Source organism: Cupriavidus sp. 01T418 (genome assembly GCF_056398885.1).
In genome coordinates this window covers 13,097-33,818 of sequence record NZ_JBFTQG010000058.1, presented here as the reverse complement: position 1 = coordinate 33,818, position 20,722 = coordinate 13,097, and the positions used below count along the sequence as shown (strand labels likewise).

At 61.1% G+C, this 20,722-nt stretch carries 19 protein-coding genes and 2 pseudogenes; 11 read left to right on the top strand and 10 right to left on the bottom strand.

Features of this window, described 5'->3' with window-relative positions:
- The 6 genes from AC1DQ3_RS32705 to AC1DQ3_RS32680 form a co-directional block, all read right to left on the bottom strand.
- A partial coding sequence (locus AC1DQ3_RS32705; RefSeq protein WP_477124258.1) for a M20/M25/M40 family metallo-hydrolase occupies nt 1-493 on the bottom strand: 493 nt, incomplete at its 3' end.
- 69 nt (nt 494-562) lie between these two features.
- Nucleotides 563-2,155, bottom strand: coding sequence for an MFS transporter (locus AC1DQ3_RS32700; RefSeq protein WP_477124257.1), 1,593 nt, complete (start codon nt 2,153-2,155; stop codon nt 563-565).
- 69 nt (nt 2,156-2,224) lie between these two features.
- Nucleotides 2,225-3,865 carry a GMC family oxidoreductase gene (locus AC1DQ3_RS32695; RefSeq protein ID WP_477124256.1) on the bottom strand — a complete coding sequence of 547 codons (1,641 nt, stop codon included), beginning with the start codon at nt 3,863-3,865 and terminating at the stop codon, nt 2,225-2,227.
- A complete protein-coding gene (locus AC1DQ3_RS32690; RefSeq protein ID WP_477124255.1) occupies nt 3,858-4,394 on the bottom strand; it encodes a sugar dehydrogenase complex small subunit in 537 nt (178 codons plus the stop codon). Before AC1DQ3_RS32690 ends, AC1DQ3_RS32695 begins: the two co-directional genes overlap by 8 nt.
- A 63-nt stretch (nt 4,395-4,457) precedes the next feature.
- Nucleotides 4,458-5,633, bottom strand: coding sequence for a porin (locus tag AC1DQ3_RS32685; RefSeq protein ID WP_477124260.1), 1,176 nt, complete (start codon nt 5,631-5,633; stop codon nt 4,458-4,460).
- A gap of 106 nt (nt 5,634-5,739) precedes the next feature.
- Entirely contained in the window at nt 5,740-7,131 is a 1,392-nt protein-coding gene (locus AC1DQ3_RS32680; protein ID WP_477124254.1) for a c-type cytochrome, read from the bottom strand.
- A gap of 1,517 nt (nt 7,132-8,648) precedes the next feature.
- Between AC1DQ3_RS32680 and AC1DQ3_RS32675 the strand changes: the two genes are divergently transcribed.
- The 4 genes from AC1DQ3_RS32675 (at nt 8,649) to AC1DQ3_RS32660 (ending at nt 11,147) form a co-directional block, all read left to right on the top strand.
- Complete coding sequence (locus AC1DQ3_RS32675) at nt 8,649-8,774, top strand: hypothetical protein (protein WP_477124253.1); 126 nt, start codon at nt 8,649-8,651, stop codon at nt 8,772-8,774.
- On the top strand, nt 8,771-9,163 hold the full coding sequence (locus tag AC1DQ3_RS32670; protein ID WP_477124252.1) for an MAPEG family protein: 393 nt from the start codon (nt 8,771-8,773) through the stop codon (nt 9,161-9,163). The genes AC1DQ3_RS32675 and AC1DQ3_RS32670 overlap by 4 nt, the downstream gene beginning before the upstream one ends.
- 71 nt (nt 9,164-9,234) lie before the next feature.
- A complete protein-coding gene (locus tag AC1DQ3_RS32665; protein WP_477124251.1) occupies nt 9,235-10,287 on the top strand; it encodes an alpha/beta fold hydrolase in 1,053 nt (350 codons plus the stop codon).
- An 80-nt stretch (nt 10,288-10,367) separates the two neighbouring features.
- A complete protein-coding gene (locus AC1DQ3_RS32660; protein ID WP_477124250.1) occupies nt 10,368-11,147 on the top strand; it encodes an alpha/beta fold hydrolase in 780 nt (259 codons plus the stop codon).
- 17 nt (nt 11,148-11,164) lie between these two features.
- Here the strand turns inward: AC1DQ3_RS32660 and AC1DQ3_RS32655 are convergent, their stop codons facing one another.
- Nucleotides 11,165-12,127: a LysR family transcriptional regulator gene (locus AC1DQ3_RS32655; protein ID WP_477124249.1), complete on the bottom strand. Its 963-nt coding sequence runs from the start codon at nt 12,125-12,127 to the stop codon at nt 11,165-11,167.
- Between the two features lie 120 nt (nt 12,128-12,247).
- On the opposite strand from AC1DQ3_RS32655, the gene AC1DQ3_RS32650 reads away from it, so the two are divergent.
- The 5 genes and pseudogenes from AC1DQ3_RS32650 (at nt 12,248) to AC1DQ3_RS32630 (ending at nt 15,727) form a co-directional block, all read left to right on the top strand.
- A complete protein-coding gene (locus AC1DQ3_RS32650; protein ID WP_477124248.1) occupies nt 12,248-13,066 on the top strand; it encodes an enoyl-CoA hydratase/isomerase family protein in 819 nt (272 codons plus the stop codon).
- 17 nt (nt 13,067-13,083) lie between these two features.
- Nucleotides 13,084-13,977 carry an alpha/beta hydrolase gene (locus AC1DQ3_RS32645; RefSeq protein WP_477124247.1) on the top strand — a complete coding sequence of 298 codons (894 nt, stop codon included), beginning with the start codon at nt 13,084-13,086 and terminating at the stop codon, nt 13,975-13,977.
- A gap of 283 nt (nt 13,978-14,260) precedes the next feature.
- A pseudogene (locus tag AC1DQ3_RS32640) lies at nt 14,261-14,443 on the top strand (epoxide hydrolase); the annotation flags it as partial.
- Between the two features lie 288 nt (nt 14,444-14,731).
- Nucleotides 14,732-15,004, top strand: coding sequence for a hypothetical protein (locus AC1DQ3_RS32635; protein ID WP_477124246.1), 273 nt, complete (start codon nt 14,732-14,734; stop codon nt 15,002-15,004).
- A 3-nt stretch (nt 15,005-15,007) separates the two neighbouring features.
- Complete coding sequence (locus AC1DQ3_RS32630; RefSeq protein WP_477124245.1) at nt 15,008-15,727, top strand: hypothetical protein; 720 nt, start codon at nt 15,008-15,010, stop codon at nt 15,725-15,727.
- A 216-nt stretch (nt 15,728-15,943) separates the two neighbouring features.
- On the opposite strand, the gene AC1DQ3_RS32625 is transcribed toward AC1DQ3_RS32630, so the two are convergent.
- Nucleotides 15,944-16,564 carry a LysE family translocator gene (locus AC1DQ3_RS32625; RefSeq protein ID WP_477124244.1) on the bottom strand — a complete coding sequence of 207 codons (621 nt, stop codon included), beginning with the start codon at nt 16,562-16,564 and terminating at the stop codon, nt 15,944-15,946.
- Nucleotides 16,565-16,669: 105 nt separating this feature from the next.
- On the opposite strand from AC1DQ3_RS32625, the gene AC1DQ3_RS32620 reads away from it, so the two are divergent.
- A complete protein-coding gene (locus AC1DQ3_RS32620) occupies nt 16,670-17,518 on the top strand; it encodes a LysR substrate-binding domain-containing protein (RefSeq protein ID WP_477124243.1) in 849 nt (282 codons plus the stop codon).
- A gap of 61 nt (nt 17,519-17,579) precedes the next feature.
- Here AC1DQ3_RS32620 and AC1DQ3_RS32615 read toward each other — a convergent pair whose 3' ends face one another.
- Complete coding sequence (locus AC1DQ3_RS32615; RefSeq protein ID WP_477124242.1) at nt 17,580-18,611, bottom strand: NAD(P)H-quinone oxidoreductase; 1,032 nt, start codon at nt 18,609-18,611, stop codon at nt 17,580-17,582.
- A 151-nt stretch (nt 18,612-18,762) separates the two neighbouring features.
- On the opposite strand from AC1DQ3_RS32615, the pseudogene AC1DQ3_RS32610 reads away from it, so the two are divergent.
- Nucleotides 18,763-19,646: pseudogene (locus AC1DQ3_RS32610) on the top strand (LysR family transcriptional regulator).
- Between the two features lie 261 nt (nt 19,647-19,907).
- Here AC1DQ3_RS32610 and AC1DQ3_RS32605 read toward each other — a convergent pair.
- Complete coding sequence (locus AC1DQ3_RS32605; protein WP_477124241.1) at nt 19,908-20,618, bottom strand: Crp/Fnr family transcriptional regulator; 711 nt, start codon at nt 20,616-20,618, stop codon at nt 19,908-19,910.
- Between the last annotated feature and the right edge of the window lie 104 nt (nt 20,619-20,722).

The window sequence follows — 20,722 nt, the reverse complement described above, 5'->3', positions numbered from 1 at the left end:
CCTCGCCCCAATCCTGAACCATGCTCGCCGCACCCCGGCCCACTTCCTCGCCGGGCTGGAACACGAGCATGACAGTGCCTTGCCAGGCGTCGCGATGCTCTGCAAAAATGCGCGACGCCCCCATCAGCCAGGTCACGTGCAGGTCGTGTCCGCAGGAGTGAGCCACGCCTACCTCCACACCGTCCTCATCTTTCGCCTTGACGGTGCTGGCATAGGGCAGGCCAGTATTCTCCGCCATGGGTAGCGCATCCATGTCGGCGCGCAGCATCACGGTGGGGCCTTCGCCATTGCGCAACACGCCGACTACACCTGTGACGCCCACTGCGCGCGTGACCTCGTAGCCCAGCGTTTCAATGTAATCGGCCGCGCGCTTGGCAGTGCGAACCTCTTGCATCGACAGTTCCGGGTGCTGATGGATATCCTTGTAGATCGCTTCGAGTTCCCCCAGCAGTTTCCCGCGGCAGATAGTCAAGGCTTGGACGAGCGGATTCATGGCAGCCTCCAGCTTGTGGATATGTAGGATGCCTCACGCCATCGCGCAATAGCTATCCCGCTTCGCAGATCAGCGCAGTGCCCGCTGGACGACTGCTATTGCGGCAATGACAACGCAGGTGAATGCCAACAGCGCAAACAGATTGCTGGTGGAAATCAGCGTCGCCTGCTGGTCGATCAGTTGCGACAGCCGTGCAAGTTCGGTCTGGTCGATCCCCTGTGGGAAGTCAAACGGCGTCACCTTGGCAATCAGTTGCGTGCGTGCCAGGACCTCACCAAATTGCAACCAAAGGCTTGCCAGTCCCGTCCCGCCTGCAGTAGCGATTTGTCGCACGATATTCTTGAACTGGTAGCCGTGCGCGAAATCGTCAACGTTAAAGTCCGCCCACGTGAGACCCGCGACCAGCATCAGGATGAACGGCGTCGTCAAACTTTGCAAGGCAAGCGCGGGTAGTAGCACGTTAATCGATGCGCCCGGCATCAAGCGCTGTGAGAGCAGCCAGGCTGACCCTGCGAACAACAGGTAGCCGATCGCAATGTAGCGCCTCGTGCCCACCAGAAGCGCGCTGCCCAAGGTGAAACCCATGGCTGCGGCAAAGCCTATCAGACTGGTGGTGGTCAGCACGATGCCGGTGGTCTGGAATGTAAAGCCTAGTCCGCCCTGTAGCATGGTGGATACCACATAGGTCCACAGCCCGTTCAGGAAGTAATAAATCGCGTAAAACGCCAGCCCGACCAGAAAGCGGCGACCTAGCAGCAGCCCGGGGTCAAGCCAGGGGTCGGGATGCCTGTGCAAGTGAGCGAAGGCAGCGGCAATGAAGACCAGGCCGATGATTGGGGTCAGGGCGACAGAGGGCGAACTGGCCAGTTCATAGAAACGCAGGTCGCCCAGTCCGTGCAACAACGTTAGCGCAYCGGCGCCGAGCAGGATGACCGTTACCCAGTCCATGTCCTGGACATCGACTTCCCATGGCGCGCGCGTGGCGGTGAGCCGCTTCGGATACGTCGTCAGCACAAAGATCAGCGTCAGCAACGCGATCCCACCCTGCAGAATGAAGACCATCTGCCAATCCGCACTTTCTACGAGTTGCGCCGTAATCCATGGAGCCAGGGCGACCAGACCCATGGAGCCAATATTGAAGCCGATAAAGAGCGGGCGTCGCTCCTCGCGCACCGCGGCGATCTGAATGATGATGCGCGAAGCCGCAAACAGCCCCCCCGCCCCGAAGCCCTGGACGGCACGCGCAAGGCTCAATTCCAGCGAATTTCGAGAGAGTGCGCACAGCACCGCGCCGAAGCCGGCTATCGCCAGGCCGGCAAGCGTGAAACCGCGATAACTAATGTCGCGAGCCAGGCGGCGCAGCATCAGATTGGCGACTACCGCGGCCGCCGCATAGGAAGTGATGCTCCAGAGGAAATCTTCTGGCGAAGCATGCACCCCCCCGCGAATGTGGGTGCCCGCGACCCCCATCATCGCCGACGCCCAGAAGTCGACGCCGGTCGCGCAGCCGAGCGCCAGCCCGATCAGATAGACCCGCGCTGCCGAGAGGTCCGGATGCATGCTAAGCAAAGCCTTGCTACTCGTCATGGTGGTCGGGGAATCGGCTTGAGTGGTGAAGGCAAACTGCGTGCGCGCCAGTTCGAGCGCCGTCAAGCCGAACATATGGCGTCTCCATGGCGCATATTGCGTTCGACTTCGTACTGCGGGTCACTGACGTGTACGAAAGTCACTTCAGCCGGCGGACTTTGATTGATCTCCAGCGGGTGCTGGCCGGCCCGGCTGTTCCGACAGAATGTGCTGGGCTGTCCGCAAGGCCACGGCGAGGCCGTTCTCCGTCGAGTTGCAGGTCCCGGCTGTCGGTAACACCCCGGTGCTCACAAGGAACAGATTCTCATGGTCGTACGTGCGTCCCCACTGGTCGCAAACGAACTTTGCGGGGTCGTTACCCATGCTCAGCGTGCCGCAGATGTGCTGGTTGTTGGCGAAATCACCGTCCTTGCTATAGCGCAGATTGGTGCCACCCATCAGTTCGGCAACCTGCTTGAAATCATCTTTCGAACGTTCGGCTCCTCTGCGTGTGTAGTCGTCGATGGAATAGTGAGCCTGGGGTTTCGGGATACCCATGGCATCTTTCTGGTCGCTCAGGGTGATCCGGTTTTCCGGGTGCGGCAGCACTTCCAGGACGTTCTTCAGGTTCATCTCCCGTGCCGCGCTGTAGCGCAAGCGCTTTTCGAATTCGACGCCATAGACTCCCGCACTGATCAATGCGTTCGTGGTGCCATCGACACGGGAGATATTCGTGAAGTCCAGCCGGTACGGGGCGTGCTCGGAACGGAAGGGGCCGTCGCGCAGGGTGTTGATGGAAGTGGGGCTCTGCGGCCCCCGTCCCAGCCACAGGTCTTCATCGGCGTCGAATGTGAGCGAGGTGCTTGGGTGATCCATCAGGTTCCTGCCGACCATGTCACTGCTGTTCGCCAGGCCCTTGGGGAATTTGTCGCTCGCCGAGAGCAATAACAGCCTCGGACTTTCGATCCCGTTGGCTGCGACAATAAAGGTCTTGCCAGTGACGCGATGAGATCGCTTGTCCGGATCATAGTACAGCGCTGCGGTGATCCGCCCTTTGTCGTCGTGCTCCAGCTTGTAGACGTTTGCGCTCGTCAGGATCCTGACGCCAGCAGCCTCCGCCGAGGCTGCGGCGACGCCACCGTTGTATTGTGCGTCGATCGGGCAGATCGGCTGGCAACTGTTGTTGCCGCAACACGGTGGTCTGCCATCGTAGGTTCGGCTGTTGCGCGCCGTGGTATTGCTGACCACTTCATAGGCCGGGGCGAGCCGCTCCCGAATCCGACGCATGGCCCATACTTCCGCGACTGGTTCCATCGGGAACGGTTTGGTGCGCGGCGAGCCAGTATTAGGCGCCCCGGAGACGCCCATGATTTCCTCCGCTTCCTGGTAAAACGGCTCGAGTTCGTCGTAGGTGATGGGCCAGTCGACGCCGACGCCATACAAGCGCTGAATCCGGAAATCGTTCGGTACGTTGCGCCAGGCTTGTGCAGCCCAATGCCAGGTGCTGCCCCCATACATCCGCATGTATTCGGCAGGGTAGGGGTAGGGTCCTGCTTGAATCAGGTGCCCATTGTCCTTGGGCTGGTAAATGGGATGCGGTGCCCAGGGTGCGGGCGGATAGGGTGACATCCAGTCACTACGGCGCGTGGAGTTCCGGAACCGCGCGACGATTTCGGCACGCGTGATACGCGGCCCCGCCTCCAGGATCAGCACGGAGGCGCCACTCTTGACCAGTTTGCGCGCGGTCAGGGAACCGATGATCCCGGAGCCAATGACGACAAAATCAGCAGATGACTGGTCAGCCATTTTTCGCTCCTGCGTTCGGCTTCGCTGCCCAGCTGCCATACACGCCATAGCAGTAGGTCGGGGGTTTCAAGACATCCGAGACGATGACGGCGTTGAGCGCGTTTTCATACGCGAAGGTTCGCACATTGTCTCCGCTGCCGACCATGCCCAGGAACCACGCCGTCGCAATCTTGCGCGGTATGGCGGCCAGCGGCGACTGCTCGTCGTCGAGCACCTTCTGTAACTGAAGCGGGTCGATTCTGCGCGTGTTGATCAGGGCCAGCAGTTGGCGGGCGCCAGCGGGAAAATTGGCGTCGTCGTCGGTTAGCGCCTGAAACAAGCGCTTTGCCAGGACGCTGTCAAGCGTTTGACGTCCCGCGATGATGGCGGAAAGCGCAAGAAATGCTCCCTGGTCACCATCGGCGACGGGTTGGGCAACGGCCCAGGGAATCAGGGAGGCTGTGTAAGCGGACAGCAAGCTGGCCAGAAGCGCCCGGCGGGCGCGATCGGGCTCTGCGTCTTCCGGCGTCATTTGTTCGCGAAATTTCATGGCGATACCCGTCCAGAGAAGGATTGCTTCGCCTCCTGCGGAGGCGATCGACGCCCGGCTTGCTCAAAAGTTATGCACGATGCCAAACATGCCAACAAACTGATTGCTGCCAGAAGCCGGCGTACTATTCTGCGAATCGCCCACGGTCGCGGTGGCGTTAACCAGCTGCCCACTGCCGGCAGCGCCGAGCGTCTGCCCGCTAGCGTGCTGGTAGGCCTGCAGCGCGTATAGCGCAGTCCGCTTCGAAAAGTGATAGGACTCCCTGAGCGACACCTGGTGATAGCGCGCGCTATCGGAAATGCCGTTCGAGGCACTGGCACGCGTGTAGCTATAGCCGACGGCGGCGTCGAACTGCGGGGCGATATCGAATTGGGCGATGGCGCCGTAAGTGTTGAATACAGCGGTGTCGGTAAAGAGTGAATTATTGCCGGGCTTGAACCGCACGTTCGTGTAATTGAGTCCAAGGAGCGCCCGCCCCAGCTTGTACGTGGCCGCCGCGCCAACATGCTGGACATCATGTGCCGACACAAAGCCGGTAGTGACCGACGAAGATCCATAGCTGCCACTTGCATTGGGATCCAGCGCCTGCACGTTTCCGGTGTTGTACAAGCGCAAATAGGCTGCCCCGATGGCAAACGGGCCCTTCGCGTATTTGATACCCGAGCTGAACGAACTGCCGCGCTGCAAGCTTCCAGGTATCTCCCCAAATGCGTATTGCACGGCTGCGCTAAAGCCGGAGAGCAGGGGTGTGACGTACTGCACAGAGTTGTTGAGGCGGACCGTGGTATCCAACGCGTCGAGATCGCCAGGATGCGCGCCTGTCGCGCCAGTCAGATACCCAACCGGCCCGATCCCGCCGAGTATTTGGTAGTAGGCGGAGTACTGGCGACCTAATGTCAGCGTCCCCGCACGTGTATCCTGCAGGCCGACAAAGGCCTGCCGGTTGAAGATCAGGCCAGAACTCGATTCCTTGCCGGAGTCGATATCAAAGCCTTCCTGCAGATCGAATATGGCTGAAGTCGTTCCGCCTAGGGACTCGCTACCGCGCAGGCCGAAACGCGAAGCCGAGACATTGCCGCTTCGGGTATAGAAATTGGAGTGGCCTTGCTGATTATTGGCATAGACAAGGGCATCGTCCACGATGCCATATAGTGTGACGCTACTTTGTGCCATGGTCGAGGCACCCGCAAGGAAGCAGAGCGAGGCGACTGCGAGCTTGTGCAGATGCGATGGCTTCATCATTTCTCCGGGTTCCTTCGAAATCGTGCCGAGCTCACTCGGTGGCTCGCCCAGTCGCGAGAGCCAAACCATACGACCGCGCGTAATGACAGGCCTACCTTTGCACCTAACGGAATTTTCTGCGTCTGACTCGGACGAGGAAAACTATCAACGCAATGACTACAACCAGACCTGCTGCCATGCCGACGCGGACGAGGGTAACAAGATTAGACGGCGCCCCCCCCTCCCGCAGCGATTTGACTTGATCGGCCGTGACGACCGCCTTGGGATTCCCGTAGCGTTGAGTCAGATACGACGCGAGAGTGGCAATCTGCTGATCGGTGAGCGAATGCGCGAAGCCTGGCATCCGCAGTTCAGGCGGTTCGACCTGCCGCTGAACGCCTTCCAGGATCACCATGATCAAGTTGTTGGCCTTTGTTCTGCCGAGCGCCGCGTTGTGAAACAAAGAGGGCAAGCCGCCGTCAAAACTGCCCTCTGCGTGAGCTTGGTGGCAGGTCGCACAATGGGCGTCATAGAGCTGGGGGCCGGTCATACGGTTCAGGTCGGTTGGCAGGGCAAGGCCACGGATACTGAGCAGATCATCCGCCTTGGCACCCCATGACGACGCCGCGCGCGTATCGCCGGCATCGTGAATCGCAGGCACGCTTTTCAGATAGATCGCAATAGCATGCAGGTCCGCATCGTTCAGATGTCTCAGGCTGTGGTCAATGGCCTCCGCCATGGGACCGGCGGCCTGGGCCTTATTCATCGCGTTTCCGTCACGGAGGTAGCCGGCGAGTTCCTGCTCGCTCCAATTCCCGACGCCGCTGATCGCATCCGACGTGATATTCGGTGCATACCAGGTCCCCACATCGCCTCCATCGAACTCACGAGCGCTATTTTCGGCCATCATGAAATTGCGTGGGGTATGGCAGGCGCTGCAATGCGCCAGCCCGCGGCTCAGGTAGGCGCCCCGGTTCCACTCCGCGCTCTTGCCCGGATCGGCGCGGAATGGCTTGCGATCGAGGAATAACAGGTTCCAGGCCGCCATCGACAAACGAATATTGAAGGGGAAGGGCAGGGCGGTTGGGGACGGTGCGGCATCTACGGGCGCTACGCCATGCATGAAATAGGCGTACAGCGCTGCCGCATCTTCATCGGTCACCTGCGCATACGACGTGTATGGCATTGCCGGATACAGACGCTGCCCGTCTGCACGCACGCCCTTGCGCAATGCGTCGGTAAACTGTGCGAGCGTATAGTTGCCGATGCCGTGGGTCTTTGACGGGGTGATATTCGTCGAAACGATGGCACCCAACGGCGTTGGAAGTGACAGCCCACCGGCGTACGGCTTCCCGGCTGGCGCACTATGGCAGGCCACGCAGTCCCCGGCAACGGCCAGGTATTGGCCACGTTTGACCTGCGCTGCGTCGCCGGCATCCTCTGCTACGGCATGTGGCGCATACATGAATGAGAGCGACGTCATCACGTAACTCAGGACAAGGATAAAACGAGGCATCCATCGAACTGAGTGCACGCTGATCTCTCCCACTTCCAAGTGGAGAAGGTAAACACCCTCAATGCGATAGAGCCTAGTTTAAGGAGCGAAAGTGTGCAATGTGCATCTTCATTGTGGTGCCCGATGACAACGATCCATTGAGGGCGACGCGGCGATCCCCTATCACGTTCGATCTTGCCTGTGTCATTTTAATGACATTTAAGGTGTGCGCCATTCAGATGATCTGGCCTAATCCATAGCTTCGCTTCGAAGCGCTGCGAACTCTGCCCGGAGAAGCGAGCAGCTGCGAGTAGTTGGAGCCAATACATCAGGCAACTTGCACAACAGTCCTTGCGCACTATTCTGAAGATGGCCTTGATACTTCATCGCCGCCCGTAGGTGCCGGTCACTGTGTCGCGCTGGCAATCGCGCTGGGCGTAACCGCGATGGTTGAGAGTGGGCTATGCGGGCGTGTCAAAGGTCGTTGACTGACAACGACTAGCTCGAGTCGACGACACATTGACAACCAGTCACTCACGAAAAAATTTGAGGCAGATCATGTCGAACCATTTTGCAATGCTTCTCACCTGCGTCGTGCTCGGATCCTTTGGGGTTGCACATGCTCAGAAGACACCAGACCCGCAAACCGACGGCGCCAGCACCGGTGCGCGGGACCCCTATACTGACGGGGCACGCGCCGGCAAGTTTGATCCGTACACTGAAGGCGCGAATAAATCGACGCAGGAGAACCTTAACCCATCCGGGACAGTGAATTCGCCACGCGACCCCTATTCTCAGGGGGCCCGCAGTGGGCCGCGAGATCCCTATAGCGACGGGGCTCGCACCTTAAATCGAGACTATCCATTTGATACAACCGGTCACGTGAATGATCGCCGAAACCCGTTTTTCCAGGGAGGTTGATGCGCTCAGGTCTGCGCATGGCTTCCGAGGGAGAGAGGGGCAATTTGCACGCACGTCCGCGCAGGGGATCTTCATTACGACCTGGCAGCATCCCCGGGTCCCGCGCGGCGTGCAGAGGTCGGTAACCCCCGTCGGCCTCTCCTCGCGCACAGTTGGAGATGCTGCGCTGGCGCAGGCAAGCCGATTCATCAACCAGGCTTGACGCTCGGGCACGCTGGATGTGGTAGCCATACACAGGCGAAAGCCCGGGGGTTCTTCGAGGATAAGACTTCGTGCGCGCTATTGCCGGCTTGGAGGTGGATCGCCAGGCTGGGTGCGCGCATTGACGCGCACATATTCTTAAGGACGATGAAGGACGTGCGATGAGACCGTCTTTCGGCACGCCAACGCACCAGGTCCGAGTGCGGCGGCGTGGTTTTCTCGATCGCGCTGGCCTCAGCCACGCTTGCAGGTTGCGCCGCGTTCGGCGGTTCCCACAGCACCCAGACCGGAGACCAGTGAACACCACGACTCCGATGCGCTTTATGTTGTCCTAAAAGGACGGAAATTCGTCATTCAGGCCAGCAGGGTTGGCATTTACCATGGAGCTGTCAATCCACTCGGTATGAGGACTCCAGATGAGCGCTATCGACAGCTCGAAGAGAAACATGATTCACCTGCACGAGGCTGCGCTGAGCCTGCTCACCCGGGCGGTCGCCTGTGGCATGGCTGGTTTCGAATGTCAGGCAGGGGGTATCGAATGAATAGCACTGCACTGGCCTGCACCGCTGTCCTTGGTCTGCTCTTGTTCGCGCTTGGATTCGCCATCTCGATCCTGCGCTCTAGCGTCGGCGTGCTGAGCGGATACGCCCCCGAGCCTGATGGGCTGCTAACGAAACTGGTTCGCGCTCACGGCAACACCGCCGAGTACCTTCCGATCTTCGCGGTGCTTTTTCTGTACCTCGGCGCTCACAATCCGCCTCAATGGCAGCTTTGGTGCATGGCAGCCGCAACTGTCTGCCGCTTGCTCCTGGTGGTTGGACTACTTGCCTGGCCATCCATGTCGAAGCCCAATCCGGCCCGTGCCATAGGGGCCTTGGGAACTTACGCGTTCGGTGTGACCCTTTGCGTTGCATTGCTCAGCGGCCGCTAGCCCTCTGGCCGCGTCGCGTGGTGCGACGCGCATTCGAGCACGTTGAATCAACCTGAAGAGGAGCGGTACTGATGTCGAATCAGATCAACAGCCGTCGTCGGCGCTTTGTTGGGACGGCTGCCGTCAGCGTAGGTGCGCTGGACCTGGTCTTGAGCGGGCTGGCGCACGCACAGTCCCGACAAGCCAGCGTGCCTGCTGCAGGCGCGAATGCCGCAGCGTCGAATGCATCGTTCACGGAGATCAGGCAGATCGATGCCGGCGCTCTGAATGTCGGTTATGCCGAAGTCGGCCCGGCTAGCGGCCCGGTCGTGATCTTGCTCCATGGCTGGCCATACGACATCCACAGCTTCGCCGACGTTGCGCCTCGGCTCGCGTCGGTGGGCTATCGGGTGGTCGTTCCGTACCTGCGCGGCCACGGGACGACACGGCTTCTTGCCAGCGACGCGGTCCGCAATGGCCAGCAGGCGGTGCTCGCCGTCGACGTCATCGCGCTGATGGATGCGCTGAAGATCGAGAAGGCGATCATCGGCGGTTTCGACTGGGGCGCGCGCTCGGCCAACATCGTCGCGGCGCTGTGGCCGGAGCGCTGCAAGGCGCTGGTCTCGGTGAGCGGCTATTTGATCGGCAGCCAGCAAGCCAACACGGCGCCCTTGCCGCCGAAGGCAGAGCTTACGTGGTGGTACCAGTTCTACTTCGCAACGGAGCGTGGCAAGCGCGGCTATGACGCCAACCGGCACGACTTCAATAAGCTCATCTGGCAACTCGCATCGCCGAAATGGAATTTCGACAATGCGACGTTCGAGCGATCCGCAAAAGCCTTCCAGAACCCGGATCACGTGGCGGTCGTGATCCACAACTACCGCTGGCGCTTGGGTCTTGCCGACGGGGAGCCGCAGTACGATGCGCTCGAAAAGCGTCTCGCAGCCGCGCCGGTCATCACCGTGCCGAGCATCACTCTCGAAGGCGACGCCAATGGCGCGTCTCATCCCGAGCCGGCAGCGTATGCGAAGAAGTTTTCCGGCAAATACACGCACCGGACCATCGGCGGCGGAATCGGCCACAATCTGCCGCAGGAAGCGCCCAAGGCTTTTGCGGACGCGGTGATCGAGGTTGCCGGCTACTAAGTACCCAAGTACCAAGGTGCCGCGCCTTAAAGGCAAGGACCGCCAACGGCGCACGCTACACATTTGAGGAAGAATCCATCATGAACCGTTTGTTGAAGAGATGTCTCGCGTCGGCGATGTTGCTCGCCAGCGTGTTTTCGCTGAACGCGGCCCATGCCGCCCCGCCGCAGGATCTGAAAGGCACGAACGTCGTGCTTGTGCACGGCGCTTTCGCCGACGGATCGAGCTGGGCGAAGGTGATTCCGCTGCTCGAAGCGCGTGGTCTTCACGTGGTTTCGGTTCAGAACCCGCTCAGCTCGCTCGCGGATGATACGGCGGCGACCAGGCGTGCGATCGAGCTGCAAACCGGTCCGGTTGTGCTCGTAGGCCATTCGTGGGGCGGCTTCGTGATCACCCAGGCTGGCAACGACGATAAAGTCAAGGCGCTCGTGTACGTAGCCGCGCTCGTTCCGGATAGCGGCGTATCGGTCAACGACATGAATAAAGGGAAGCCGGCGCCGGCCTGGGCAGGGGAACTGAGGAAAGACTCCGCAAACTTCCTGACGTTGTCCACCGACGCGGTGGTGAATGATTTCGCCCAGGATCTGACGCCGGCGCAGGCACGCACCCTCGCAGCGACGCAAGGACCGTGGTTCGCGGGCGCTCTGGACGACAAGGTGAGCATTGCTGCGTGGCACACGAAGCCGTCCTGGTTCGTGGTCGCCAACCAGGATCGCATGATCGATCCGCGAGCAGAGGAAGCAATGGCAAAGCAGATCGGCGCAACGACGATACATGTCGATTCGAGTCACGTCGCAATGCTGAGTCATCCGAAGGCGGTTGCCGCCGCGATCATCGCAGCGGCAAGCAAAATCCGGTAACGGTCGCATTGAAACTTTCAGGCTTCCTGTGACGCCGACGCACGCCCGCGGCGCGCGGTTGGCGTCCGCGGACCTGCAACGGACGCCAGGCCAAGCCTTTCCCTCAATCTCGGCACCGCAAAATCGATGAATGCCCGCAGCTTGAGCGGTATCCGGCCCTGGCCCACGTACATCAGATTGACCGGCACCGGTAGCGGTTCGTAGGCTTCCAGCAGCATCACGAGGCTGCCGGATTTCACCAGTTCGTCAATCTGGTACGACGCTACCCGTGCAATACCGGCCGCCTCCGCCGCGGCAACGACGGCAGTCTCCACCGAGTTCACCACAAGCCGGGACGGCACCTCGATCTTCAGTGACCGGCCTTTCGAGAGAAATTCCCAGTTGCTGCCGACCGCATACCCTTCGTATGTCACGCAGTCGTGCGACAGGAGATCTTCAGGCTTCCCGGGTGCCCCGCGCTTCTTCAGGTAGGCGGGGCTTGCGCATACCACTTCCCGAAGCAGGCCGATACGCGTGCCGATCAAGCTGCTGCTCGGTTGCTCTCCAATTCGCAGCACCAGATCCACGCGCTCTTCCAGCAGATTGACGAACCGGTCCGTCAATTGCACCCGCATGCGGATTTGCGGAAACGCACGCAGGAAGTCGACGATCACCGGCATGACGTGGATGCGGCCCATCACCGGCGGCACGCTGATCACCAGTTCTCCCTGCGGCGCATGATATTCGCCCGAAGCCGTACGTTCGATTTCCGCGATCTCCTCCAGAACGCGCCGGCATGACGCCACATAGCCGCGCCCGGCTTCCGTCAGTGCCAGCTTGCGGGTACCGCGCACGAGCAACCGCACATTCAGGTGTGCCTCCAGTTCGGACACGCGTCGGCTCACGGTCGCCAGGGGAACGCGAAGTTTTCGACTTGCGGCGGAAAGGCTTCCGGTGTCTATCGCCGCCAACAAAATGACCATCGCCTCGAGTCGATCCATGGCCTTCCACCGATGAGAGGGTAGTTCCCAATTCTACCGGCTACTCAACGGACCGGCAGATGCCTATTCTCTGTCCATCCGGCCTCGCCTGTTACCTGTCTTGCCCATCAGGAGCCAACCATGACGTTCGATACGCTGAAAGTGAACCGCGACGGAGCGGTTCTGTTCGTGGAAATATCCGCGCCGCCCATGAATCTGCTCGGCCCCGGGCTAGTGCGCGACCTGGTCACCCTGATCCGGGACGCCGAAGCCGATGACGGCACCAAGGTGCTCGTATTCAGCAGCGCCGACCCCGATTACTTCATCTCCCACGTCGATGTGACGAAGGTAAAGGAGTATCGCGAGGAAGCCGCAAAGCTGACCGGCGAGCCATCGATCGCGTTGCTGTTCCGCCACCTGAGCACCAGTCGGCTTGTCTCCATCGCGCGGATCGAAGGGCGCGCGCGCGGCGCGGGCAGTGAATTCGTGCTGGCGTGCGACATGCGCTTTGCTGCGCGGGAATCCGCGGTGTTCAGCCAGATGGAAGCCGCATTCGGATTGATTCCTGGCGGCGGCGCGGCCCAATCCCTCACCCGCCTGATGGGCCGCGGCCGGGCGCTTGAAGTGATGCTGGGCGCATTGGACTACGACGCGGACACCGCGGAACGGTATGGATGGATCAACCGGGCGCTGCCCGCCGATTCGCTCGGCGACTTCGTCGCATCGCTCGCGCGGCGCATCGCGCGTTTTTCGGCGGCCGGGCATGTGATAGTCAAGGAGCGCGTCAATGCCATCGCGCTGGCTTCCATCGACGATTTTCGCCGCGATTCCGACCTCTTCGGGGAGAACGTGCGGTCCCTGCCAGCGCAACGGCGTCTGGAAGCCGCCATGGCGCGCGGCTTCCAGACGCGCGAGGCGGAACTGGACCTCGCCCGGCTGCTGGGCGAACTCGACGAATGACAACCAGGAGTGCATTGATGTTTCAGAAGCAAGAAGTACGTTTCCCCGTCGAGGGTGGCATCGACCTGTCGGCGTGGCTGTTTGTGCCGGAGCACCACACCGCGCCGCTGCCGGCCATCACCATGGCGCACGGCTTCGCGGGTACGAAATACCATGGCATCGAGCCGTTTGCCGAAGCCTTCGCAGAGGCCGGCTTTGTCGTGCTGCTACACGATCACCGCAACTTTGGCGACAGTGGCGGCGCACCAAGGCAAGACATCAATCCCTGGCAACAGATCGACGATTGGCGCCGCGCGATTTCCTATCTGCAAGCGCGGCCGGAAGTGGACGAAACCCGCATCGGCATCTGGGGCACGAGCTTTGCCGGCGGTCATGCCATCGTGCTGGGCGCGACGGACCGGCGTCTGAAGGCGGTGGTGGCGCAGGCGCCCACCGTCGACGGCCATGCCACGGGGCTGCGGCGGGTTCCGCCGGAGGTCGTCGCCGACATCGAGGCACGGTTCGTGGCCGACGACCGCGCACAGCTCAATGGCGAACCGCCGGCGATGCAGCCGATCGTCAGCAGCGAGCCCACCAGGCCGGCCGCCTACAAGGCCGCGGATGCCGTGAGCTTCTACCTTCGCCCGGTGCCGGACGGTGCCTGGGAAAACAGGCTCACGCTGCGCTCGACGCGCTGGGCACGCATGTATTCGCCAGGCGAGTTCATCGATCGCGTATCCCCGACCCCGCTGCTGATGCTGGTGGCCGAACGCGACCACATCGCCGTCACCGACCTGGCGCTCAAGGCATACGAGCGGGCACTGGAACCGAAGCGGATGGTCATGCTCAAGGGCGGCCACTTCGATCCCTACCTTGCGGAGCTTCCGAGCGCCTCGCGCGAGGTCGTCGACTGGTTCAGGATGCACCTCTGACGGTGCGCACAGGTCGGTCGGCCACCAGCGCCTGGCTCGCATCGCCCAGGCGAATCGGGTGCGGACGTGCATCGCGCATTTGCGGGATTCGCCTCGGGGTTGCCGGCCGAACGATGGCGCAATACATCGTTGGCAGGCATCGCCCCGCGGTGGTGAAGCCAACACAACCACAGGCGTGGTGTCTGCCCGTCCAGGACATGCTCTGCGCATGTCACGTCATGGCATGGCATGAATCGCGACGGTATACGTCATTTACGACATGGCAAGCGCGAGGCCAGAATGGAGTGTCTTCCCAGACGAGATCTATGCGGCGCCACGAAGCGGGACCGAGCGAGCCTATTCAAATCTCATCCACTACAACCGCCTCGAAAAGGGCAGCCATTTCGCGGCATGGGAACAGCGTCGTGTGCCAGCTAGTCCTCAATCGCGTGCATCGCGCGAATGGATTCCCGGAGTGTATCCATGACAATTATTTGAATGTACTGAATATCGGCTTTACGATGACGGCATAGGCGGGATTCGTCGGCCAGTCCAGGCCAGATAGTTCATGGAAGCATGCGATGCCGCGAACACGCTTAAGTACGACAAGGCGCGGGGGCCATCGATTCCAAATGGGGCCGTCAAGTGCTGCTGGGGTCAGTCCAAACTCAACCCGGGATGAAGGAGCTCAATTGAAATCGTCTGACTACACTTTCTCGCAAGCGCGACGGCTGACCCGCGAGGCGTCCGACATGGCAGAGAAAACGGAGAGATCATGGATGACTTCCTGATTGCCTTCGGCGCGCTCTGGTTTGTGATCTGTTTGTACGCCTGCCTGGCGTACCACATCAGCGGGATTGGCCCCGGCGCGGCGCAGCAGAGCAAGTCTCCTCCATGGATCAGCAAGGAGACCTTCATGCCTACGTACACTGTATCCGCCTCTGCGGCTTGCTATCCTCGCGGGCCAAAGAGGAACTGGCGGCAGCGAGTGCTGCGGCGCTCGACGAGGCCATCGCGCCCCGAATTTTCCGGGCAATCAAAGGAGTGACACTTGAACAAGCTCTTGGCAGAAGTCATCGAGGCGCATGGTGGCCTTGAACGATGGAATAAACTTGGTTCGGTGACGGCGACGCTCGTTACTGGCGGGGGATTGTGGGGGATGAAGGGCCTGGTGCAGGACGCCAGCCCCCGTGAGATGACAGTCGCGCTCCACGACCAAGCCGCTTCCGTCGTTCCGTTCGGGCAGCAGGATTGGCGCACCGCCTTCAGGCCTGACCGGATCGCGATCGAGACCACTTCGGGAGCGACCGTTCGCGAGCGCGCCGATCCAAGGGCCTCGTTCGCCGGACACGGGATGGACACGCCGTGGGATCCGCTGCACCGGGCCTACTTTAACGGCTACGCGATGTGGACCTACCTGACGACGCCCTTCCTCATGGCGATGCCCGGGTTCGATGTCACCGAGATCCCGCCATGGCGAGAGGGTGGGGACCTCTGGCGTGGCTTGCGGGCGCGGTTTCCCGACCACATTGTCAGCCATAGCAAGGAGCAGGACTTCTACTTCGGCGACGACTTGCTGCTGCGCAGGCATGATTACCATGTCGATGTTGCAGGTGGCTTCCCGGCAGCGCAATATGTCCACGACATCGTGGAGGTGAACGGCCTTCGCTTTCCGACCAGGCGCCGTGCCTATTTGCGCGGCCCCGGCCTGCAACCGATCCGCGACCTGCTGTTGGTCTCAATCGATCTCAGCAACTTCCGCTTTGGTTGAGGACGTACGGCGGCGGCGCCTGCGGCGAAGATGCGGCATCGCCTGCTCCGCTCCTGGCCTCTCAGCCGGTCGGCAGCCTGTTGGATGTTCGAGAAAGAGAAGGTGTCTTGCATGGTGATCTCGATAACGGGAATATGAGCTTGGCGCCGCTCGACGCGAAGCGTCCGGACGGCAACAGGTCTGGCTCCAATGACGAAGCCATCGCAGCACTGGCTGTCACCAAAGCTGGAGAACCATCCTCGCGCCAAGGAGAACGAGCAAGCCGCCCGCCACCCACCGCTGAATCAGCAACCAGTGCGGACGGCGCGCCATCATCGCGGCGGCGCGGCCGGCCGACACCGCGACGAGCGCATTGACGGAAGCGAACGCGACGGTGAGCGAGAGTCCGAGCACCAGCGATTGCTTGAGGACGCTTCCCGCGCCGTAGTCGATGAACTGCGGCAGTATCGACAGAAAGATCATTGCCAGCTTCGGATTGAGAAGGCTGGTCATCGCGCCCATCGCGAACAGCCGGCGCGGCCTGTCCGTCGAGACCGCCTCGACCTGAAGCGGGGAACGGCCGCCTGGCCTGAGCATCTGCCAGGCCATGAAAAGCAGGTAGACAGCGCCAGCTATTCCCAGCATGCGCCCGGCACCTGGAATCGCCAGGAATAGCGCACTGATGCCGAACGCCGCACTGAACATATAGGACAGGTATCCGAGCATCACGCCAGTCAGCGAGATCAATCCTGCCCTGGTGCCCTGCGACACCGAACGCGCCATCACGTAGACCATATTGGGCCCTGGCGTGATCGCCAGCATGCTGCCCACCGCCAGGAATTCAACCATCGTTTTCATGCGCTCCACCTGTCCATGTCTCAGGGATGATGGTTCCAGTATCGGACCGCATGATAGATAAGTGAAACGGATTATACTGATGCGATTATTCAGTATTTCTGACGTATGAGAAAACTCGATCTCGACGTACTGGAAATGGTCGTCGCCGTGGCCGACGCTGGCTCCTTCGCGCGTGCCGCCGAATCCTTGCACCGCTCGCCATCGGCAGTCAGCATGCAGATCAAGGCAATCGAAGAGGTGCTCGGCAAGCCACTCTTCGTGCGAACAACCCGCAACGTCGCCCTGACCGACGACGGCAGGATACTCGTCGACTACGGCAGGCAGATGCTGGCCATGCGAGAGGAAGCCTGGGCGGCCGTGGTCCGCCCGGAGATTCGCGGTCGCGTCACGATTGGCGTACCCGATGACTTCGCGTCGTCATTGCTGCCCTCGGTACTGCGAAGATTCGCGGTCGCGCATCCGCGCGTGGAAATCCGCGTCATCGGGCTGCCCAGCAACGCGCTCATCCCATTGCTGAAGGACAACACGCTCGACCTTGCATGCATCACGAAGATTCGCGGCGTCACCGGGGAATTCATCCGGCATGAACCCATGGTATGGGTCGCGGCGCGTGGCAACCGGCAGATATGGAAAGAGCGACCGCTGCCTATCGCAGTCTTTGCGCACGGCAGCTCCGCCCGTGCACACGCGATCACCGCGCTGCAGCGGGCCGACATTCGGTATCGCATGTCCTATGAAAGCCCCAGTCTTCTTGGCTTGCTCTCCATGGTCGAAGCGGGCCTGGCGGTCGCGCCACTGGCGCGATGCAGCGTCCCGGAACACGTGGCAGTGCTTGGCGAATCCGAAGGCCTGCCCCCGCTTGCTGCACTCGAGGTTGTCCTTGCCCGTAGTGCCCAATCTGCCCGGTCGCCATGCGATTTCCTGGCGGAACAGATGTTGGTCGAACTCAGGTAATGCGTGTCCCATAGAGACATGCTGCGAACTGCGTGAAGCTTGCCCCGCTTCTCACCAGGCTTCAGCCAATGAGATCGGCACCTGTTGCAAGGACAATCTTTCCAAAGTGTGTGCCGGAATCGATCAGCTCGTGAGCGCCGCGAGCATCAACAAGCGCAAAGGTCTTGTAGACAACCGGCTTGATCTTGCCGCTCGCGATGTGCGGCCAGACCTGCTGCTCCAGGTCATTGATGATGGTCGCCTTGTCCGCGGATGTGCGCGATCGCAATGTTGAGCCCATATGCGTCAGACGTTTCGTCAACATCGGCAAGACGTCGAGATCCTTCGCCGGCCCCTTGATCACGCCCACCTGGAGGATCCGTCCGTCCATGGCTGCGGCGTCATAGTTTCTAGCCACGTAGTCGCCGGCAATGATGTCGAGGATCACGTCGACGCCTCTTCCATCGGTAGACCGCTTCGTTTCGGCGACGAAATCTTCCTCGCGGTAATCGATCGCAAGGTCTGCGCCTAGCGCCAGGCTGGCCTCCCGATGGGCCTGCGAGCCAACTGTCGTGATGATTTTCGCAGCGCCGAACGCCTTCGCCAGCATGGTCGCCGTGGTACCGATACCTGACGCGCCGCCATGGATCAACACCGATTCGCCGGCAACCAGCTTGCCGCGCTGGAACAGGTTCAGCCATACCGTCATAAACGTCTCGGGCATGGCCCCCGCTTCCATCAACGTCAGGCCTTTGGGGATATGCATCGTGTTGCAGGCGTGCGCGACTGCATATTCTGCGTAGCCACCACCGGGAATCAATGCACACACCAGTTCGCCGATCCGGAATTGGGACACGTCGGAGCCAACGGCAACCACTTGACCTGCCACTTCCAGCCCTGGAATGTCCGAAGCGCCGGGGGGCGGATCATACAGCCCTTTGCGCTGGAAAACGTCTGGACCGTTCACGGCAGCCGCGTGGATGCGGATCAGAACCTGATCGGCGGCCGGCATCGGCACCGCGCGCGTAGTCGGCACCAGGACCTCAGGACCGCCGGGCTGTTTGATCTCAATGGCCGTCATGGATGACGGCACACGATAAGTTGAAGCAGACATGGATACCAATCCTTCTATAGATGAGGCTCGATTGATCCGGGCGGATCATTGAACGAGGAACTCTTGCGTTCAGTTTAGGCCTCGACGTTGATGAATATGTGCAGCATTATTCATGGTGTCAGATGCAAATTTGCATCAGGAGGGCGGCCCGATGAACTGGGATGACGCGCGAGTGTTTCTCGCGGTGGAGCGCGAAAAAACGCTCATGGAGCGGCCAGGACGCTCAATCTCGATCAGGCGACGGTCGGCAGACGGATCGCGGCACTAGAGCACGCCCTGCGTGCAACGCTCTTCCTGCGCACCTCTGAGGGCTACGCGTTAACCGCCGCGGGCGAGGCCGCGTTGAAATCGGCGGAGAAAATGGAACACTCCGCACACGAACTCGTCAGACGAACTCAAGGCACGGATACACGGCTTGCGGGGGACGTAAGAGTCACCAGCACCGACTCGATTGCGCTCGAATTCCTGCTTCCGGCCATCGAACGCCTGCATGCCGCGCATCCCGAAGTGCGCGTCCTGCTGGACACGTCGACGCGCATGCTAAATCTGGCAAGGCGTGAAGCGGATATCGCGGTCCGGTCAGTCAGGCCGGATAATCCCGATCTTGTCGCGCGGCGCCTGGCTCGCTGGCCCATGGCGCTCTTCGCATCGCATGCTTATCTCGAGCAGCACGGCAAGCCCGCCGCTGGCTCCGCCTTTGCGGGCCACGATCTTGTCGTCTATCAGGGAAACTGGAGCGGTAATCGATCACCGACTCTTGCTGGCGAACCGATACACGCGGGGCGCATCGTATCGACCTTCAATTCCAGCCTCATGCTGCGTACCGCGGTAAAGGCCGGCCTCGGCATCGGTGAGCTTCCGATACATCTGGCTGAACACGACGGCCTCGTGCAGATATGGCCGGAACCCGCACGTGGGGCGGTCTACGAAATCTGGCTCGTCACGCATCAAGACCTTCGGCATACCGCGCGTATCGCAGCAATGATTGACGGCATCGTCTCCGCGTTCGAAGATCACACAACCCACACAAAATAGTCACGCACGACGTAGCTGCGGCTGCTGGGCGTCGCGTTAGAAAGGGTCTTCGGCAGCGTGTCCTTTCCAATTCTGGATAGACGCTGCCACCAGGCAGCGCGAAATGAAGGCGCGACAGGCCGCTATGGCTTTGGCTCCGCATCGGTCAGCGTGCGACCGACGTCCGTTGCGAACGCAGTACTTCCGCTTTGCCGATGGCGCAACCAGTCGCGCACCCTTTCCTCCTATCCATCCAGGCAGATCCGCACTGGAATGCCCGCGTCAGATGTCGTCCTCATCCCGCAGGCGCTCCGGATCCAACACGCGAATGCTCCGGAACGCGATCTCGATCAGCCCGCGCTTCTCCAGGTGCCTCAGGAGTTCATTCAGCGTCTGGCGGGACACGCCAATCATCGCGGCAAGATCCACCTGAGAAACCTTCACGGTGACGGGACCGCTCTGAGGCACCAGCTGACGCTGCAACAGCAGTAGTTCCGCCAGCCTCGCGCGTACCCGAGCCTCCGGGGCCATCAGTTTTGTATCCGAGATATAGCGAAGGACGCCTGCATATCGCTGCGCGACGAGCAGCGCGAAATAGCGGTAGGCGGTCGGATCTTCATCGACGATCCGCTCGAATTGCGCCCGCGAAAGCACAAGCAGTCGTGCGTCCGTGTCGGCAATGACAGCCGTCGTTGTCTTTTCATTGGTCATCAATGCCAGCGGCCCAAACCAGAAGCCGGGGTTGCCGACGTGGTAGAGGCTCTCCTTACCGTCAGCGAGCATGCGGGTGACCCGCACGCGTCCCTCCAGCACAGCGCACATCGCCTTGGGCGAACTTTCCTGGGCTGAAATCAACTCTCGTTTGCTGAAGCTGCGCACCGTGCCGTACTCAATGATTTTGCGCTGCAACATATCCGGCAGGCTTCCAAACCAGGCATCGGCTGCGAGTATGCGACGAATGTCGCGGGGAGGGCGTGCATCTGGCGCGGTCATGGAGCAGAAATTTGTGTGAGTTGTCGGCGCGGCGACAGGTGCGGTCGCCGTCCGAATGTAGCATGCCTCGATGCCGTGCCCGCCTCGCACCCATGTGCCCCAAG

Bases quoted from the DNA above. Each gene is read 5' to 3' on its own strand.
- AC1DQ3_RS32680 (WP_477124254.1), bottom strand. From the start codon at position 7,131: ATGCCTCGTTTTATCCTTGTCCTGAGTTACGTGATGACGTCGCTCTCA.
- AC1DQ3_RS32650 (WP_477124248.1), top strand. From the start codon at position 12,248: ATGACGTTCGATACGCTGAAAGTGAACCGCGACGGAGCGGTTCTGTTC.
- AC1DQ3_RS32605 (WP_477124241.1), bottom strand. From the start codon at position 20,618: ATGACCGCGCCAGATGCACGCCCTCCCCGCGACATTCGTCGCATACTC.
- AC1DQ3_RS32685 (WP_477124260.1), bottom strand. From the start codon at position 5,633: ATGAAGCCATCGCATCTGCACAAGCTCGCAGTCGCCTCGCTCTGCTTC.
- AC1DQ3_RS32645 (WP_477124247.1), top strand. From the start codon at position 13,084: ATGTTTCAGAAGCAAGAAGTACGTTTCCCCGTCGAGGGTGGCATCGAC.
- AC1DQ3_RS32620 (WP_477124243.1), top strand. From the start codon at position 16,670: ATGAGAAAACTCGATCTCGACGTACTGGAAATGGTCGTCGCCGTGGCC.
- AC1DQ3_RS32695 (WP_477124256.1), bottom strand. From the start codon at position 3,865: ATGGCTGACCAGTCATCTGCTGATTTTGTCGTCATTGGCTCCGGGATC.
- AC1DQ3_RS32690 (WP_477124255.1), bottom strand. From the start codon at position 4,394: ATGAAATTTCGCGAACAAATGACGCCGGAAGACGCAGAGCCCGATCGC.
- AC1DQ3_RS32670 (WP_477124252.1), top strand. From the start codon at position 8,771: ATGAATAGCACTGCACTGGCCTGCACCGCTGTCCTTGGTCTGCTCTTG.
- AC1DQ3_RS32625 (WP_477124244.1), bottom strand. From the start codon at position 16,564: ATGAAAACGATGGTTGAATTCCTGGCGGTGGGCAGCATGCTGGCGATC.
- AC1DQ3_RS32660 (WP_477124250.1), top strand. From the start codon at position 10,368: ATGAACCGTTTGTTGAAGAGATGTCTCGCGTCGGCGATGTTGCTCGCC.
- AC1DQ3_RS32635 (WP_477124246.1), top strand. From the start codon at position 14,732: ATGGATGACTTCCTGATTGCCTTCGGCGCGCTCTGGTTTGTGATCTGT.
- AC1DQ3_RS32615 (WP_477124242.1), bottom strand. From the start codon at position 18,611: ATGTCTGCTTCAACTTATCGTGTGCCGTCATCCATGACGGCCATTGAG.
- AC1DQ3_RS32675 (WP_477124253.1), top strand. From the start codon at position 8,649: ATGAGCGCTATCGACAGCTCGAAGAGAAACATGATTCACCTGCACGAG.
- AC1DQ3_RS32665 (WP_477124251.1), top strand. From the start codon at position 9,235: ATGTCGAATCAGATCAACAGCCGTCGTCGGCGCTTTGTTGGGACGGCT.
- AC1DQ3_RS32655 (WP_477124249.1), bottom strand. From the start codon at position 12,127: ATGGATCGACTCGAGGCGATGGTCATTTTGTTGGCGGCGATAGACACC.